General features: G+C 58.3%; 15 protein-coding genes and 3 tRNA genes. 16 read left to right on the forward strand and 2 right to left on the reverse strand.

The genetic code is table 11. The features are described 5' to 3' along the window. The first annotated feature begins 1 nt into the window (after position 1). The 14 genes from folP to ACW9HX_RS03540 all read left to right on the forward strand — a co-directional run bounded on the left by folP (position 2) and on the right by ACW9HX_RS03540 (position 12,744). Positions 2-853 carry a dihydropteroate synthase gene (folP, locus tag ACW9HX_RS03475; protein WP_457379510.1) on the forward strand — a complete coding sequence of 284 codons (852 nt, stop codon included), beginning with the start codon at positions 2-4 and terminating at the stop codon, positions 851-853. Positions 854-869: 16 nt separating this feature from the next. After that, positions 870-2,207: a phosphoglucosamine mutase gene (glmM, locus tag ACW9HX_RS03480; protein WP_457379511.1), complete on the forward strand. Its 1,338-nt coding sequence runs from the start codon at positions 870-872 to the stop codon at positions 2,205-2,207. A 65-nt stretch (positions 2,208-2,272) separates the two neighbouring features. Further along, positions 2,273-3,028, forward strand: a complete 756-nt coding sequence (tpiA, locus tag ACW9HX_RS03485) for a triose-phosphate isomerase (RefSeq protein ID WP_096818836.1) — start codon at positions 2,273-2,275, stop codon at positions 3,026-3,028. A 4-nt stretch (positions 3,029-3,032) separates the two neighbouring features. Further along, positions 3,033-3,416, forward strand: coding sequence for a preprotein translocase subunit SecG (gene secG / locus ACW9HX_RS03490; protein ID WP_011332406.1), 384 nt, complete (start codon positions 3,033-3,035; stop codon positions 3,414-3,416). Between the two features lie 22 nt (positions 3,417-3,438). Beyond that, positions 3,439-3,524: transfer RNA gene (locus ACW9HX_RS03495), tRNA-Leu, on the forward strand. 97 nt (positions 3,525-3,621) lie between these two features. Further along, a tRNA-Met gene (locus tag ACW9HX_RS03500) sits at positions 3,622-3,698 on the forward strand. Positions 3,699-3,836: 138 nt separating this feature from the next. Next, the gene (gene rimP, locus ACW9HX_RS03505) at positions 3,837-4,295 is read left to right on the forward strand and encodes a ribosome maturation factor RimP (RefSeq protein WP_039769696.1); all 459 of its coding nucleotides are present in this window, start codon (positions 3,837-3,839) and stop codon (positions 4,293-4,295) included. A gap of 47 nt (positions 4,296-4,342) precedes the next feature. After that, on the forward strand, positions 4,343-5,824 hold the full coding sequence (gene nusA / locus ACW9HX_RS03510; protein ID WP_003221546.1) for a transcription termination factor NusA: 1,482 nt from the start codon (positions 4,343-4,345) through the stop codon (positions 5,822-5,824). Positions 5,825-5,851: 27 nt separating this feature from the next. Next, entirely contained in the window at positions 5,852-8,371 is a 2,520-nt protein-coding gene (gene infB, locus ACW9HX_RS03515; RefSeq protein ID WP_457379512.1) for a translation initiation factor IF-2, read from the forward strand. Between the two features lie 159 nt (positions 8,372-8,530). Beyond that, positions 8,531-8,932: a 30S ribosome-binding factor RbfA gene (gene rbfA, locus ACW9HX_RS03520; protein ID WP_016771753.1), complete on the forward strand. Its 402-nt coding sequence runs from the start codon at positions 8,531-8,533 to the stop codon at positions 8,930-8,932. A 4-nt stretch (positions 8,933-8,936) separates the two neighbouring features. Continuing rightward, complete coding sequence (gene truB, locus ACW9HX_RS03525; protein WP_457379513.1) at positions 8,937-9,854, forward strand: tRNA pseudouridine(55) synthase TruB; 918 nt, start codon at positions 8,937-8,939, stop codon at positions 9,852-9,854. Between the two features lie 115 nt (positions 9,855-9,969). Then, positions 9,970-10,239, forward strand: a complete 270-nt coding sequence (rpsO, locus tag ACW9HX_RS03530) for a 30S ribosomal protein S15 (RefSeq protein ID WP_085698397.1) — start codon at positions 9,970-9,972, stop codon at positions 10,237-10,239. Between the two features lie 194 nt (positions 10,240-10,433). Next, positions 10,434-12,539, forward strand: coding sequence for a polyribonucleotide nucleotidyltransferase (gene pnp, locus ACW9HX_RS03535; RefSeq protein WP_457379514.1), 2,106 nt, complete (start codon positions 10,434-10,436; stop codon positions 12,537-12,539). A 129-nt stretch (positions 12,540-12,668) separates the two neighbouring features. Further along, positions 12,669-12,744 (forward strand) — tRNA-Thr (locus ACW9HX_RS03540). A 6-nt stretch (positions 12,745-12,750) separates the two neighbouring features. On the opposite strand, the gene ACW9HX_RS03545 is transcribed toward ACW9HX_RS03540, so the two are convergent. Beyond that, entirely contained in the window at positions 12,751-13,254 is a 504-nt protein-coding gene (locus tag ACW9HX_RS03545; protein ID WP_457379515.1) for a hypothetical protein, read from the reverse strand. A 276-nt stretch (positions 13,255-13,530) separates the two neighbouring features. Here ACW9HX_RS03545 and ACW9HX_RS03550 point away from each other — a divergent pair, with 276 nt between their 5' ends. Continuing rightward, the gene (locus ACW9HX_RS03550; RefSeq protein WP_207985005.1) at positions 13,531-13,830 is read left to right on the forward strand and encodes a DUF6388 family protein; all 300 of its coding nucleotides are present in this window, start codon (positions 13,531-13,533) and stop codon (positions 13,828-13,830) included. A 51-nt stretch (positions 13,831-13,881) separates the two neighbouring features. On the opposite strand, the gene nadC is transcribed toward ACW9HX_RS03550, so the two are convergent. Next, complete coding sequence (gene nadC, locus ACW9HX_RS03555) at positions 13,882-14,730, reverse strand: carboxylating nicotinate-nucleotide diphosphorylase (protein WP_085711842.1); 849 nt, start codon at positions 14,728-14,730, stop codon at positions 13,882-13,884. Between the two features lie 255 nt (positions 14,731-14,985). Here nadC and ACW9HX_RS03560 point away from each other — a divergent pair, with 255 nt between their 5' ends. Next, positions 14,986-17,175, forward strand: a complete 2,190-nt coding sequence (locus ACW9HX_RS03560) for a DUF1631 domain-containing protein (protein ID WP_457379516.1) — start codon at positions 14,986-14,988, stop codon at positions 17,173-17,175. The last annotated feature ends 24 nt before the right edge of the window (positions 17,176-17,199 follow it).

Raw genomic sequence — 17,199 nt, forward strand, 5'->3', positions numbered from 1 at the left:
AATGACTTCTGTACAGTCCCTGACCCGGTTGCCTTGCGGCAACCGGGTTCTTGATTTGGCCCGGACGCATGTCATGGGCATTCTCAATGTCACTCCCGATTCCTTCTCCGACGGCGGCCGATACAGCCAGCTTGATGCAGCCCTGCGTCACGCCGAGGCGATGGTGTTGGCCGGTGCGACGCTGATTGATGTCGGCGGCGAGTCCACTCGGCCTGGTGCGCGAGCGGTTTCACCGCTTGAGGAGTTGGAGCGCGTAGCGCCAGTCGTGGAGCTGATCAATCGCGAGCTGGATGTGATCATCTCTGTCGATACGTCGACCCCGGCTGTCATGCGGGAAACTGCGCGGTTGGGGGCTGGATTGATCAACGACGTGCGATCGCTGCGGCGTGATGGTGCGCTGGATGCGGCGGCGGCCACGGGGCTGCCGGTCTGTCTTATGCATATGCTGGGCGAACCGGGCGACATGCAGGACAATCCGCACTATCAGGATGTCACCCGGGAAGTGGGTGAGTTCCTCGCTGAGCGTATGGATCAATGTGCGTCGGTCGGGATACCTGCTGAGCGAATCATCCTTGATCCTGGTTTCGGCTTCGCTAAAACCCTGCAGCACAATCTAAGCTTGTTCAGGCACATGGATGCCCTTCATGCATTGGGGCGACCTCTGTTGGTCGGCGTCTCGCGAAAAAGCATGATCGGACAGGCCCTGAATCGTCCTGTGGGCGAGCGTCTGTATGGTGGCTTGGCCTTGGCGGCACTGGCATCTGTCAAAGGTGCGCGTATATTGCGCGTCCATGATGTGGCGGAAACGGTGGATGTTGTGCGGATGATCGCAGCCGTAGAATCAGCCGAATAAGAATGATGGAGCGCTTATGAGCAAGAAATACTTTGGTACCGACGGCATTCGTGGCCGTGTCGGTGAATACCCGATTACTCCGGACTTCATGCTCAAGCTCGGCTGGGCAGCCGGCATGGCTTTCCGAAAAATGGGTGCCTGCAAGGTGCTCGTTGGCAAGGACACGCGAATTTCCGGATATATGTTTGAATCGGCTCTGGAAGCTGGTCTCACCTCGGCAGGTGCCGACGTGATGCTGCTCGGGCCGATGCCGACGCCTGCGATCGCTTACCTGTCGCGCACATTCCAGGCTGAGGCCGGTATCGTGATCAGTGCTTCGCACAATCCTCATGACGATAACGGCATCAAGTTTTTCTCCGGTCGCGGCACCAAGTTGCCGGATGAACTTGAGCTGATGATCGAGGAGTTGCTCGACGCACCGATGACAGTGGTCGAGTCGAGCAAGATTGGCAAGGTCTCGCGAATCAACGATGCGTCCGGTCGATACATCGAGTTCTGCAAGAGCAGCGTACCGACCAACACCAGTTTTGCCGGTCTCAAGATCGTGATCGACTGTGCGCACGGAGCAACCTACAAGGTCGCGCCGAGCGTCTTTCGTGAGTTGGGTGCCGAGGTTGTGGTGTTGTCCGCCCAGCCCAACGGCCTGAACATCAACGACAACTGTGGCTCGACGCACATGGGGCCGCTGCAGGCGGCGGTGCTTTCCGAGCACGCTGACCTGGGTATCGCTTTCGATGGTGACGGTGACCGGGTCCTGATGGTTGATCACACCGGCGCGATTGTTGATGGCGATGAGCTGATTTTCATCATTGCTCGCGATCTGCATGAGCGCGGCAAGTTGCAGGGTGGCGTGGTCGGTACGCTGATGAGTAACCTGGGTCTGGAGTTGGCCTTGGCGGATCTGGGGATTCCTTTCGTGCGCGCAAATGTCGGCGACCGTTATGTGATCGCCGAGTTGCTGGAGCGCGATTGGCTGGTCGGTGGTGAGAATTCCGGACATGTCGTCTGCTTCAATCACACCACGACTGGCGATGCGATCATCGCGGCATTGCAGGTGTTGATGGCGTTGAAAGCCCGTAATGAAGGTCTGGCGCAAACCCGTCAGGCCCTGCGCAAGTGTCCTCAGGTACTGATCAATGTGCGTTTTGGCGGCGGCGACAGTCCGCTCGACCATCCGGCTGTCAAGGAAGCCAGCAAGCGTGTGACCGAGGCAATGGCGGGGCGTGGGCGTGTCCTTCTGCGCAAGTCCGGGACAGAGCCTCTGGTGCGCGTCATGGTCGAAGGTGAAGACGAAACTCAGGTTCGCAGCTACGCCGAAGAACTGGCAAAACTGGTAACTGAAGTTTCTGCCTGATACGGCTTGCCAGCCATGATTGTGTTGGGTAACATCTGCGCCCACTTTGACCGACGAGGTACAGCATGCGTCGCCCTATGGTAGCTGGTAACTGGAAGATGCACGGTACCCGCGCCAGCGTCGCTGAGCTGATCAACGGCCTTCGTCATCTGGCCTTGCCAAGCGGTGTTGATGTCGCGGTATTCCCGCCTTGCTTGCATATCAATCAAGTGATTGATGGCTTGAAAGGAAAGTCGATTTCGGTCGGCGCGCAGAACTCTGCGGTGGAATCGATGCAAGGTGCATTGACCGGTGAAGTTGCACCGAGTCAGTTGGTGGATGCAGGTTGTTCCCTGGTGCTTGTCGGGCACTCCGAACGCCGTCAGATTATGGGCGAGCGAGACGGGATGCTGAATCGCAAGTTCGCAGCGGCACAGGCATGTGGCTTGATTCCGGTGTTGTGTGTAGGGGAAACCCTGGAGCAGCGCGAAGCTGGAAAAACTCTTGAGGTTGTCGGGCGTCAGCTGGGCAGTATCATAGAGGAGCTGGGTGTCGGTGCTTTTGCCAATGCAGTGATCGCTTACGAGCCGGTCTGGGCCATTGGTACCGGGCTGACTGCAACGCCGCAACAGGCTCAGGATGTGCATAAGGCCATTCGTGAGCAGTTGGCGGCAGAGAATTCTGAGGTCGCACGAGGTGTGCGGCTTCTATACGGCGGCAGCGTGAAGGCGGCCAATGCGGTCGAACTGTTCGGCATGCCGGATATCGATGGGGGGCTCATAGGTGGAGCTTCCCTGAATGCAGATGAGTTCGGTGCGATTTGTCGCGCCGCGGGAAACTGAAAAAATGCTGGAAACAGTCGTAGTCGTTTTTCATCTGCTGGGTGCATTGGGCGTAGTAGCTCTGGTTTTGCTGCAGCAGGGTAAGGGTGCGGACGCTGGCGCGTCTTTCGGAGCAGGTGCTTCAAATACTGTGTTCGGAAGCCAAGGTTCCTCTACCTTTCTTAGTAAGTTTACTGCTATACTTGCCGCCGGTTTCTTCATAACCAGCTTGGGGTTAGGATACTTTGCTAAAGAGAAGGCTCATCAGCTGACTCAAGCAGGTTTGCCAAACCCGGCAGTGTTGGAAGTTCCAAAGCAACAACCGGCTTCTGATGATGTCCCGGTGCTTCAAGAGCAAAAGTCGGCTACTCCAGCGACTGACGTGCCTCCAGCTCAAGAGCAAAAGTAAGAAGGGTTTCAAACGTAGTATTGCCGAGGTGGTGGAATTGGTAGACACGCAACCTTGAGGTGGTTGTGCCCATAGGGTGTAGGGGTTCGAGTCCCCTTCTCGGTACCAATTAGTCAGGAGAGCCCGCTGTTGCGGGCTTTCTTGCAGGTGGAAGGTTACATTGACCCTACTGGGGATCGGTCGTATACTTCCGCCCCAGCTTTGTCGCGGGGTGGAGCAGTCTGGTAGCTCGTCGGGCTCATAACCCGAAGGTCGTCGGTTCAAATCCGGCCCCCGCAACCAGTTTAAGGAGCCCCTTTTAAGGGGCTTTTTGTTAGCTGGACACTTTCAACGCCGCTGTTCGACGGCGTTTCAAGGATGGGCGTTTCGCCCATTTTTTTATTTTGCATAGCATGCACATACATGCACGAGGGGGTTCAGGTGTCGAGCAAGCTAGAAGAGTTGCAGGCCTTGCTGGCCCCGGTGGTCGTGGCCCTAGGCTATGAATGCTGGGGTATTGAGTTTTCGGCTCAAGGTCGCCACTCAATGTTGCGCGTTTATATCGATAAGGAAGGCGGCGTACTGGTGGACGATTGCGCCATCGTCAGCCGTCAGATCAGCGGTGTGCTGGATGTTGAAGATCCGATATCCGTTGAATACACCCTTGAAGTTTCCTCGCCAGGCATGGAACGCCCACTGTTCACTCTTGAGCAGTTTGCCAAATATGTCGGTGAACAAGTGAAGATCAAGCTGCGCTCGCCTTTTGAAGGACGACGCAACTTTCAGGGCCTTCTGCGCGGTGTAGAAGAACAGGATGTCGTGGTGCAGGTAGATGACCATGAGTTCCTGTTGCCGATCGATATGATCGACAAGGCCAACATTATTCCCAGTTTTGACTGAGACGCGGATCCCGCGGATCCAATGGCTTGCGAAAGGCGAGGCGTACGATGAGCAAAGAAGTACTGCTGGTTGTTGAGTCGGTATCCAATGAAAAGGGCGTACCGGCAAGCGTAATTTTTGAAGCGCTGGAGCTGGCTCTGGCCACTGCTACCAAAAAGCGTTTTGAAGACGAAGTTGATCTGCGTGTGGAAATCAACCGCCACACCGGTTCTTACGAAACTTTCCGTCGCTGGACGGTCGTCGAAGAGAATGATCTCGATGATCCGGCCATTGAAACCTGGCCGAGCAAGGTTGCTGAAACGCACCCAGGCGCCAAGGTCGGCGATGTTGTTGAAGAAAAGATCGAGTCCATCGAATTCGGCCGCATTGCTGCGCAGACCGCCAAGCAGGTCATCGTGCAGAAAGTGCGCGAAGCCGAGCGCGCTCAAGTGGTTGACGCTTATCGCGAGCGCCTGGGAGAAATCATCTCCGGCACCGTGAAAAAAGTGACCCGCGATAACGTGATCGTCGACCTGGGTAATAACGCTGAAGCGTTGCTGGCCCGCGAAGACATCATCTCTCGCGAAACTTTCCGTGTTGGCGTGCGCCTGCGTGCGCTGCTCAAGGAAATCCGCACCGAGAACCGTGGTCCACAGCTGATCCTGTCGCGTACCGCGCCGGAAATGCTGATCGAGCTGTTCCGTATCGAAGTGCCGGAAATCGCTGAAGGCCTCATCGAAGTCATGGCCGCTTCCCGTGATCCGGGTTCGCGCGCCAAGATCGCTGTCCGCTCCAAGGACAAGCGCATCGACCCGCAGGGCGCGTGCATCGGTATGCGCGGTTCGCGCGTCCAGGCCGTGTCGGGCGAGTTGGGTGGCGAGCGTGTCGATATCGTCCTGTGGGACGACAACCCGGCGCAGTTCGTGATCAATGCCATGTCGCCGGCAGAAGTGGCGGCCATCATCGTTGACGAAGATGCCCACGCCATGGACATCGCCGTTGGCGCAGACAATCTGGCTCAGGCCATCGGTCGTGGTGGTCAGAACGTGCGTCTGGCGAGCCAGCTGACTGGCTGGACCCTGAACGTGATGACCGAATCGGACATCCAGGCTAAGCAACAAGCGGAAACCGGCGACATCCTGCGCAACTTCATCGACGAGCTGGAAGTCGACGAAGAGCTGGCTCAGGTGCTGGTTGACGAAGGCTTCACCAGCCTGGAAGAGATTGCCTACGTACCGTTGGAAGAAATGCTCAACATCGACGGCTTTGACGAAGACATCGTCAACGAGCTTCGTGCTCGTGCCAAGGATCGCTTGTTGACCAAAGCCATCGCTACTGAGGAAAAGCTGGCAGACGCCCATCCGGCCGAAGACCTGCTCTCGCTTGAGGGTATGGACAAGGATTTGGCGATGGAACTGGCGGTGCGCGGCGTAATTACCCGCGAAGACCTGGCCGAGCAGTCTATTGACGACCTGCTCGACATCGACGGCATTGACGATGATCGTGCCGGCAAGTTGATCATGGCCGCCCGAGCCCACTGGTTCGAGTAATTAGGCGCGGCCTGAGGAGAGAAATGCATGACGCAAGTCACGGTGAAACAACTGGCCGATGAGGTCAAAACACCGGTAGAGCGCCTGTTGCAGCAGATGCGTGAGGCAGGTCTGCCGCACACCGCCGCCGAAGAACATGTGACTGACAGTGAGAAGCAATCCCTGCTGACTCACTTGAAGAGCAGCCACAAGGCGAAAGTGGAAGAACCACGCAAGATCACGCTGCAGCGTAAAACCACCAGCACCCTGCGTGTGGCTGGTAGCAAAAGCATCAGCGTTGAAGTCCGCAAAAAGAAAGTTTTCGTACAGCGTAGCCCGGAAGAAATCGAAGCCGAGCGCAAGCGTGAACTGGATGAGCGTCGCGCAGTAGAAAATGCTGCCCGTCAGAAGGCTGAAGAAGAAGCCCGTGTTCGCGCCGAAGAAGAAGCGCGTCGCCAGCCTGCTGCTGCATCGATCGCAACTGCCGAGCCTGTTGCCGCACCTGCGCCAGCCGCCGAACCTGTGCGCGAAGCTGCGCCGGTTGTGGCTGCTGCGCCAGCTGCCGACACTCGCAAGCGTGACGAACAGCGCCGTCCGGACAAACCACGTGCCGACGACAACAATCGTCGGGGCAGTGGCGATGGCGAGCGCAAAAACGCTCCGCATCGTGCTTCGGTCAAGGAAAAGGCACCTGCTCCACGTGTGGCACCACGTACTACCGACGAAGAAAGCGATGGCTTCCGTCGCGGTGGTCGCGGCAAGGCCAAGCTGAAGAAACGCAACGCCCACGGTTTCCAGAGCCCGACCGGCCCTGTCGTGCGTGAAGTGAAGATCGGCGAAACCATCACTGTTGGCGATCTCGCCCAGCAGATGTCGGTGAAGGCTGCTGAAATCATCAAGTTCATGTTCAAACTGGGTACTCCAGCGACCATCAACCAGGTGCTTGATCAGGAAACTGCTCAGCTGGTAGCCGAAGAACTGGGCCACAAAGTGACCCTGGTCAGCGACACTGCCCTGGAAGATTCCCTGGCCGAGTCCCTGAAGTTTGAAGGTGAAGCGGTTCCTCGTGCGCCGGTTGTGACCGTAATGGGTCACGTTGACCACGGTAAGACCTCGCTGCTCGACTATATCCGTCGCGCCAAGGTAGCTGCTGGCGAAGCCGGCGGTATCACCCAGCACATCGGTGCTTACCACGTTGAAACCGAACGCGGCATGGTCACCTTCCTCGACACCCCGGGTCACGCCGCGTTTACCGCAATGCGTGCCCGTGGTGCCAAGGCGACCGACATCGTGATCCTGGTGGTTGCGGCGGACGACGGCGTGATGCCACAAACCATCGAAGCCGTTCAGCACGCTGTCGCTGCTGGCGTTCCGCTGGTGGTTGCGGTGAACAAGATCGACAAGCCGGGCGCTGATCTCGATCGCATCCGTAGCGAACTGTCGGCCCACGGCGTGACCTCCGAAGAGTGGGGTGGCGACACTCCATTCGTTCCGGTCTCCGCGAAGATGGGTACCGGCGTCGACGAACTGCTTGAAGCTGTATTGCTGCAAGCCGAAGTTCTCGAGCTGACTGCTACCCCATCGGCTCCTGGCCGTGGTGTCGTGGTTGAATCGCGTCTGGACAAGGGCCGCGGCCCGGTGGCGACTGTTCTGGTTCAGGACGGTACGCTGCGTCAAGGCGACATGGTGCTGGTTGGTTCGAACTATGGCCGCGTGCGCGCCATGCTCGACGAGAACGGCAAGCCGATCAAGGAAGCAGGTCCGGCCATTCCGGTCGAGATCCTCGGCCTGGACGGTACGCCTGATGCCGGCGACGAGATGAGCGTGGTTGCCGACGAGAAGAAAGCCCGTGAAGTGGCTCTGTTCCGTCAAGGCAAGTTCCGCGAAGTCAAACTGGCTCGCGCTCACGCCGGCAAGCTGGAAAACATCTTCGAAAGCATGGGCCAGGAAGAGAAGAAGACGCTCAATATCGTCCTCAAATCCGACGTCCGTGGTTCGCTGGAAGCCTTGCAGGGCGCTCTGAATGGCCTGGGCAACGACGAAGTGCAAGTGCGCGTGGTCGGTGGCGGTGTTGGTGGTATCACCGAATCCGACGCCAACCTGGCACTGGCTTCCAACGCTGTACTGTTCGGCTTCAACGTGCGTGCCGATGCCGGTGCACGGAAGATCGTCGAGCAGGAAGGTCTGGACATGCGTTACTACAACGTAATCTACGACATCATCGAAGACGTCAAGAAAGCCCTGACCGGTATGCTTGGCAGCGATGTTCGCGAGAACATCCTCGGTGTGGCCGAAGTACGTGACGTGTTCCGTTCGCCTAAGTTCGGCGCTATCGCCGGCTGCATGGTGATCGAGGGTACTGTTCACCGTAACCGTCCGATCCGTGTACTGCGTGAAGACATCGTGATCTTCGAAGGCGAGCTGGAATCCCTGCGCCGCTTCAAGGATGACGCTTCCGAAGTACGTGCCGGCATGGAATGCGGTATCGGCGTGAAGAGCTACAACGACGTCAAAGTCGGTGACAAGATCGAAGTCTTCGAGAAGGTTCAGGTTGCTCGCAGCCTCTGACTCGCGCACTTCAAGGGCCACGTCGGGCCGTCGCATGAAAATGCGCGGCACGGCGTCAGGACTCTAAACGCAACGCCCGGTCTGGCTTTTGTCAGGCCGGGCGTTTGCCGCTTTCAGACCTAGCGGGTTTCACCGCGGGGCAGTAACAGGTAACAAATCATGGCAAAAGAATACAGCCGTACCCAACGTATCGGCGATCAGATGCAGCGAGAGCTGGCCCAACTGATCCGTCGTGAAGTCAAAGACCCGCGCGTCGGCCTGGTCACCATTACCGCTGTTGAAGTCAGCCGTGACGTCGGTCACGCCAAGATCTTCATCACCGTGATGGGGCAGGACAACGCCGAAGACATCGCGCAAAGCATCAAGGTTCTCAACGCCGCCGCCGGTTTCCTGCGCATGCAGCTGGCCCGCGAAATGAAGCTGCGCAGCGTGCCGCAATTGCACTTCCACTACGACGAGTCCGTTGTCCGTGGTGCGCACCTGTCGGCCCTGATCGAGCGTGCCGTGGCTGAGGACAATCAGCACGTGGCGGCTCCAGCACCTGAAGACACCAAGGAGTAACTCGGTGGCTCAGGTCAAACGTATCCGTCGTAACGTCAGCGGCATCATCCTGCTCGACAAGCCGCTGGGGTTCACCTCCAACGCCGCGTTGCAGAAGGTTCGCTGGCTGCTCAACGCCGAGAAGGCCGGGCATACCGGCAGCCTCGACCCGCTGGCCACCGGCGTTCTGCCGCTGTGCTTTGGCGAGGCGACCAAGTTCTCGCAATACCTGCTTGATTCCGACAAGGGTTACGAAACCCTGGCGCAACTGGGCAAGACAACGACCACGGCAGATGCCGAAGGTGAAGTTTTGCAGGAGCGTCCGGTGACCGTTGGTCGCGCCGACATTGAAGCGGTTTTGCCGAAATTTCGCGGGCAAATCAGTCAGATACCGCCGATGTACTCGGCTCTCAAGCGTGATGGCCAGCCGCTGTACAAGCTGGCCCGTGCAGGCGAAGTAGTGGAGCGCGAACCGCGTTCTGTTACTATTGCGCGCTTGGAATTGCTGGCCTTCGAAGGCGATACTGCGCGTCTTGCGGTGGACTGCAGCAAGGGCACCTATATTCGTACTCTCGTAGAGGATATCGGTGAGCAACTCGGTTGTGGTGCGTACGTCGCGGAATTGCGCCGTACCCAGGCCGGGCCTTTCACCCTGGCGCAGACCGTGACTCTCGAAGAGCTCGAAGCGGTACATGCCGAAGGCGGCAACGAAGCGGTCGATCGCTTCTTGATGCCATCGGACAGCGGCCTGCAGGATTGGCCACTGTTGCACTTCTCGGAACACAGTGCGTTCTACTGGCTAAACGGCCAGCCGGTACGCGCTCCGGATGCTCCGAAGTTCGGCATGGTGCGGGTACAGGATCATAATGGTCGCTTCATCGGTATCGGTGAAGTGAGCGAAGACGGGCGCATCGCGCCGCGTCGACTGATTCGGTCAGAATGACCGAACGAGTGTGGCTGTTAACAGGCACGGTCACTACTCATTTATAGATACAGGGATTTGTCCCTGGCCTGTTGAAACTGTTTTTGAAACGGTTTCCTGATAAAAGGATTGCCTCATGGCTCTCGACGTTCAAGAAAAAGCCCAAATCGTAGCTGACTACCAGCAAGCTGTTGGTGACACTGGTTCGCCAGAAGTGCAAGTTGCACTGCTGACCGCCAACATCAACAAACTGCAAGGTCACTTCAAGGCCAACGGTAAAGACCACCACTCCCGTCGTGGTCTGATCCGCATGGTTAACCAGCGTCGCAAGCTGCTGGACTACCTGAAAGGCAAGGACCTGAGCCGTTACAGCGCTCTGATCGCTCGCCTGGGTCTGCGTCGCTAATCAGCGATTGCGCTAGAGGTTGGTTGTCTGTCGTGCGTCAGTGGGATTCCCGCTGGCGCATGGCAGGCTTCCAGCCTCAAGTTTTATCTGGATGCACGTTTTACCTAGGACAGGCGTCGGGCCGATTCCCGGCATTGCCCAAGAATTTCGCAAGAAACCAGTTCCCCCAAGAGCCACAAAGAAGGTAGGACACCGTGAACCCGGTAATCAAAAAATTCCAGTTCGGTCAGTCGACCGTTACCCTCGAGACTGGCCGTATCGCCCGTCAGGCCTCCGGCGCAGTATTGGTCACCGTTGACGACGACGTCAGCGTATTGGTGACTGTAGTCGGTGCCAAGCAAGCCGATCCGGGCAAGGGCTTTTTCCCTCTGTCCGTTCACTACCAGGAAAAGACTTACGCTGCCGGTAAGATCCCTGGCGGTTTCTTCAAGCGTGAAGGCCGTCCTTCCGAGAAAGAAACCCTGACTTCCCGACTGATCGACCGTCCGATCCGTCCACTGTTCCCTGAAGGTTTCATGAACGAAGTGCAGGTTGTCTGCACCGTCGTTTCCACCAGCAAGAAGACCGATCCGGACATCGCTGCGATGATCGGTACTTCGGCTGCCCTGGCTATTTCGGGTATTCCGTTCGACGGCCCGATCGGCGCCGCTCGCGTTGCTTTCCACGAAAGCACCGGCTACCTGCTGAACCCGACTTACGAGCAGCAAGCTGCTTCGAGCCTGGACATGGTCGTTGCTGGTACTTCGGACGCCGTACTGATGGTTGAATCGGAAGCCAAAGAGCTGACCGAAGACCAGATGCTGGGCGCAGTACTGTTTGCTCACGACGAGTTCCAGGTTGTGATCAACGCTGTTAAAGAACTGGCTGCCGAAGCCGCCAAGCCAACCTGGACCTGGGCGCCTGCTCCAGAAGCCACCGAACTGCTGGGCGCTATCCGTGCCGAGTTCGGCGAAGCGATCTCCCAGGCTTACACCATCACCATCAAGGCCGACCGTTACGCGCGTCTGGGCGAGCTGCGTGACCAGGTTGTTGCCAAGCTGTCCGGCGAAGAAGGCCAGCCTTCGGCTTCCGAGGTCAAAGCGGCTTTCGGCGAAATCGAATACCGCACCGTTCGCGAAAACATCGTTAACGGCAAGCCACGTATCGACGGCCGCGACACCCGCACCGTGCGTCCGCTGAACATCGAAGTCGGCGTTCTGCCGAAGACCCACGGTTCGGCGCTGTTCACCCGTGGCGAAACCCAGGCTCTGGTAGTCGCGACTCTGGGCACCGCCCGTGACGCACAGCTGCTGGACACCCTGGAAGGCGAGAAAAAAGACCCGTTCATGCTGCACTACAACTTCCCTCCGTTCTCGGTGGGCGAGTGTGGTCGCATGGGTGGCGCCGGTCGTCGCGAAATCGGTCACGGCCGTCTGGCCCGTCGTTCGGTTTCGGCGATGCTGCCTGCCGCTGACGTGTTCCCGTACACCATCCGTGTGGTTTCGGAAATCACCGAATCCAACGGTTCGAGCTCGATGGCTTCCGTTTGCGGCGCTTCCCTGGCCCTGATGGACGCTGGTGTTCCGATGAAGGCACCTGTTGCCGGTATCGCCATGGGTCTGGTTAAGGAAGGCGAGAAATTCGCTGTTCTGACTGACATCCTCGGTGACGAAGACCACCTGGGCGACATGGACTTCAAAGTAGCCGGTACCGCCAAAGGTGTTACCGCGCTGCAGATGGACATCAAGATCAAGGGCATCACCGAAGAGATCATGGAAATCGCTCTGGGCCAGGCCCTGGAAGCGCGCCTGAACATCCTCGGCCAGATGAACCAGATCATCGGTCAGTCGCGTACCGAACTGTCGGCCAACGCTCCGACCATGATCGCGATGAAGATCGACACCGACAAGATCCGTGACGTTATCGGTAAAGGTGGCGCGACCATTCGTGCGATCTGCGAAGAAACCAAGGCTTCGATCGACATCGAAGACGACGGCTCGATCAAGATCTTCGGCGAAACCAAGGAAGCGGCTGAAGCTGCACGTCAGCGCGTACTGGGTATCACCGCAGAAGCCGAGATCGGCAAGATCTACGTCGGCAAGGTTGAGCGCATCGTCGACTTCGGCGCGTTCGTCAACATCCTGCCGGGCAAGGACGGTCTGGTTCACATCTCGATGCTGAGCGACGCTCGTGTAGAGAAAGTGACCGACATCCTGAAAGAAGGCCAGGAAGTGGAAGTGCTGGTACTGGACGTGGACAACCGCGGCCGTATCAAGCTGTCCATCAAAGACGTGGCAGCGGCCAAGGCTTCGGGCGTTTAATCACCCTGCAGCGTTAGCCCAATAAAAATGCCCCGCCGTGAAAACGGCGGGGCATTTTTTTGTCTGCGAAATATCGAGACATTCTGCGAAGTTGCCGACCTTCAAGACCAGTGCTAGGTTTAGCCCACCGCCCGTGTAGCTCAGCCGGTAGAGCAGCGCACTCGTAACGCGAAGGTCGCAGGTTCGATTCCTGTCTCGGGCACCACTTCCCTTATTTCACCTTGCGGCTCAACTCCTCGACGGTCCGTTTGAGCTGATCCATCGCGCGATCCTGATCGTTGAGCTTCTGCTTCAGGCTGGAGATTTCGCTGTTGTTCGAACTGGAACTTGAGCCGCTGTTGCGCTTGAGGTCTTCGACCTGACGGCTCAGCGTATCGATCTGACGGTCCTGTTCCTTGACCTTGCTCTTCAGATCATCAATCTCTCTGCCGCTGGAGCTTGAGCTCGAACCGCTGCTGCGTTTGAACTCTTCAATCTGACGCGACTGGTCGTTAACGGTGTCGCGCATCTTTTTCAGTTCATCGACACCGATACCGCTCTTTATCACCACGTCTTTGCCGAAATCGTTGTGAATGGCCGAGATCTGGTCGCCGTAGGAAGGGCTGCTGCTACTCAGTTCAACGGCCATTGCGCTGGCCGGCAGGGCCAGCGTGCCCAGCAGGGTGGTCAAAGCGGTGGCGGACACAACAGAAGAAATCTTCAAAAAGCTGCGCATCACTGGGGTTCCTTGTGAACAGCGAAGGTAAGTGCCGATATGGCACATCGCTATGACTCGGGAATCCGATTTATGTTCCGCAGGTCAACTTTTTGTGGGAGAGATGTAAAGACCCGTGTAATTCGCTCGCCAAACGTCCTATATTCGCTGTCTGCATGAGCATCGCCCAGCAGTTTTCAGATGATCCCGAATGGTTCCGAAGGCCGGACAATCCGCGTCAGAGAGATCCTTGATGATCCAGATCCATCTTCCATTCCCATGATCAGCGAGAACGCCATGACTGAATTGACCCAAGAGCAACGCCACGAACAAGCGCTGGAAAAGTACAAACTTGATGCGTCGGAGCTGATGGACGAGATCAAGGATCTGAGTCCCGATGAGCAGAAAGACCAGATCCAATGGGCGTTCGAAGACGAAGCCGAAGCCCAGGGATTGCAGCCGTGGGAACTGACGCTCAAATACACCAGCACCCCTGAAGAGTTCGAGGCCAAGCGCCTTGAGCTGCACAAGGAGGCGGCTGAAGTGCTGGGTGTCGATTGGGAAGAGTACTGCGAGATGAATAATCTGGTGGTTTGAAACAAAAACGCCAGCCTCGAAAGGGCTGGCGTTTTTTATTGCGTGTTCGAATCAGAGACTCAGTCGCATCGACAGGTCCACGGCCTTCACGTCCTTGGTCATCGCGCCGATCGAGATGTAATCCACCCCGGTCTGTGCGATTGGCAACAGCGTGCTTTCGTTGATGCCGCCACTGGCTTCCAGCTTCGCCTTGCCGCCGTTCAGGCGCACGGCTTCGCGCATGTCGTCCAGGCTCAGTTCGTCGAGCATGATGATGTCGGCGCCGGCCGCCAGCGCTTCCTTCAGTTCATCCAGGCTTTCCACTTCGATTTCCACCGGTTTGCCCGGCGCGATCTTGTGCGCAGCGGCAATGGCCTGTGGGATGCCGCCACTGGCGGCGATGTGGTTTTCCTTGATCAGAAACGCGTCGTACAGACCGATGCGATGGTTGTGGCAGCCGCCGCAGGTGACTGCGTATTTCTGCGCCAGACGCAGCCCCGGCAGGGTCTTGCGGGTGTCGAGCAGCTTCACGTCGGTTTCGGCGACGAAGTCCGCGAGGTATTGCGCGCGGGTGGCCACGCCGGACAGCAATTGCAGGAAGTTCAGGGCGCTGCGTTCGCCGGTCAGCAGCGAGCGGGCCGGGCCTTCCAGGTGAAACAACGGCTGGTTCGGAGAAACCCGTTCGCCATCGCGTACCTGCCAGTGCACCGCCACCCGAGGATCGAGCTGACGGAACACCGTGTCGACCCAGGCTGTGCCGCAGATCACGGCAGCGTCACGGGTGATGATGGTGGCTTTGGCCAGGCGTTCGGCCGGGATCAGTTGCGCGGTGATGTCGCCGCTGCCGATGTCTTCGAGCAACGCACGGCGCACGTTGGCTTCGATTTCGGCGGTCAAATCGGCGAGACGTAGATTCGGCATAACGGGCTCCACAAACTAAGTGGCCCGATTATAGGGGCATGGCGTGGGCCAACCCAAGGCGAGAACTTCCCCGTTGGCTTGCATCCGGTCGAATTTCTTTGAGCAAACCCCATTCCCGGGTGGTCATTTGAAGGTGTTGGCGTCTAGGGGAAACCCTGACGCCTCTGGCGCCGGAGACAACTTTTGCAAGATAATCCGCCTTGCATTTGACGCCATAGCTTTGACGTCGGCAAATCACCGTTTCAGGAGGCTTGGATGCACAACGACGGGAATGTAGTGCCTTTGCACAAGGGTGCTACCGATCAGGCGACCCACTCGCCGCTCGCCCGCCTGCCTGTGATTCTGCTTCAGGTTCGCGACAAGGCTGCCCAGCGCTTGCGCAACGGTTTGCAGGAGCTGTTCGATAACGCCGACGACACCCTGTTCGAAATGGCCGACCGGGCGCGTAACGACGTCGAACAAAACATCTTTTTCGAAGCCATGCGCGACTTGCGCCTCAAGCGCAAGAACATCGAGCGCGGCTTTCTCGAGCAATTCTTCGAGGCTTTTGTCGGTCTCACTCAATATGATCCCGCCCAGAACGTCGTGTCTCATGCATTGCAGTACGAAGACACCACGGCGCGCACCGACGACATGGAGCGCAGCGTAGCGATCGAGACCATGGTCGGCCGTGTGCTGAATCGAGACGGTTTCGCCCTCGATCAATTGACCGCGCGGTTCAGCGCACTGTTGGGCAAATCCCTTGATGACCAGCACAACCCGCTGGGGCCGGCGATGCTGTGTGAGTATTTCCTGCAGGCGGGGCGCAATCTGGGCGTGGAGATCAAGGTCAAACTGATCCTGCTCAAACTGTTCGAGCGCTATGTGCTGGCCGATACCGATCAACTCTTCGCGGAGGCCAACCAACTGTTGGTCGCCACCGGCGTGTTGCCCGAGCTGAAACCTGCACCGACCCGTCGCGCCAGGGATCATGCTTCGGCCAGTGCACACAGTGAGTTCGACGATCTCGATCAATCGCCAGCGGACGCGGGTGTGCAGGAGGTCTTTGCCGCATTCCAGGAGTTGCTGTTGCATGTGCGCGGTAGCGTCGCGCCGACCCTTGAGCCGAGCGCGGCGACTCAGCCGATTTCCACCCGCGACCTGCTGCGCCTGCTCTCGCATTTACAGCAGTACGTGCCGGCGCTGGCGGGGCAGGAAGACTTCGATCTGCGCAATCAGCTTGAGCAATTGTTGACCCGGGTCAGCGTGAAAAGCGGTAAGTCACGGATCGTCGGTGGCGCCGACGAGGATGTGATCAATCTGGTTGCCATGGTTTTCGACTGCATTCTGGATGACCGTAACCTGCCGGACTCGCTCAAGGCACTGATCGCCCGTTTGCAGATCCCGATGTTGAAGGTCGCGGTGATCGACAAGAGCTTTTTCAGCCGCAGCAGCCATCCGGCGCGACGCCTGCTCAATGAAATCGCCGAAGCAGCGATGGGGTGGGGCGAATGTGACGGCGATGCACGCGACAGTCTCTATCTGCGCATCGAACAAGTGGTACAGCGTCTGCTGACGGATTTCGTCGATGACCCAGCGATTTTCTCCGAGCTGCTGGCAGACTTTCTTACCTTCACCAGCGATGAGCGCCGGCGCAGTGAGCTGCTTGAGCAGCGCCTGCGTGATGCCGAAGAGGGCCGTGCGAAAACCGAACTGGCCCGCCTGCGCGTCGAACAGGCGTTGAACCAGGCGATGCTGGGCAAAGTCCTGCCGCCGTCGGTGGTGACCTTCGTCCAGACCGCCTGGAGCAAGGTGCTGTTGCTGACGTGCCTCAAACATGGCGATCAGTCTGCCGAATGGCAAGCCGACGTGCAGACCATGGAGCAGTTGATCTGGAGTGTGCAGCGTCACGACGATGCCGAGTCAGGCCTGCGCTTGCTGTCGCTGGTGCCGGGACTGCTCAAGTCTTTGCGTGACGGGCTGAGCAGTTCGGCGTTCGATCCGTTTGCCACCAGCGAGTTTTTCAGTGCGCTGGAAGCGTTGCACGTTCGTTTGCTGCAACCCGCTGTCGAACCGGATCAGGCCGAGTCGCCGCCAATGATCCAGGTGTCACAGGCTATCGTTCTGCAGACCGCCGACAAAGGCAATCTGACATTGGGCGCGGAGCCTTTGCCGGCCGATGAGGCGAGCCTGCGCCAGGTCGATCAATTGCGTCTGGGCAGTTGGGTGGCGTTCGAAGAAGATGAAGAACACACCTTGCGCTGCAAACTGGCGGCGATCGTCGAGGCGACCGGCAAGTATGTGTTTGTCGACCGTACCGGAATGAAAGTGCAGGAGCGCAATCGTATCGCCCTGGCCATGGAGTTCCGTCGCGGGACGGTGCGGGTGCTGGATGACACCTTGCTGTTCGACCGGGCGCTGGAGTCGGTGCTCGGCAATCTGCGACGGCTCAATCGCGGCAAGTGATCGCGCGCCAGGGGCCGATCACGG

This window comes from Pseudomonas sp. SDO52101_S400 (genome assembly GCF_054071635.1).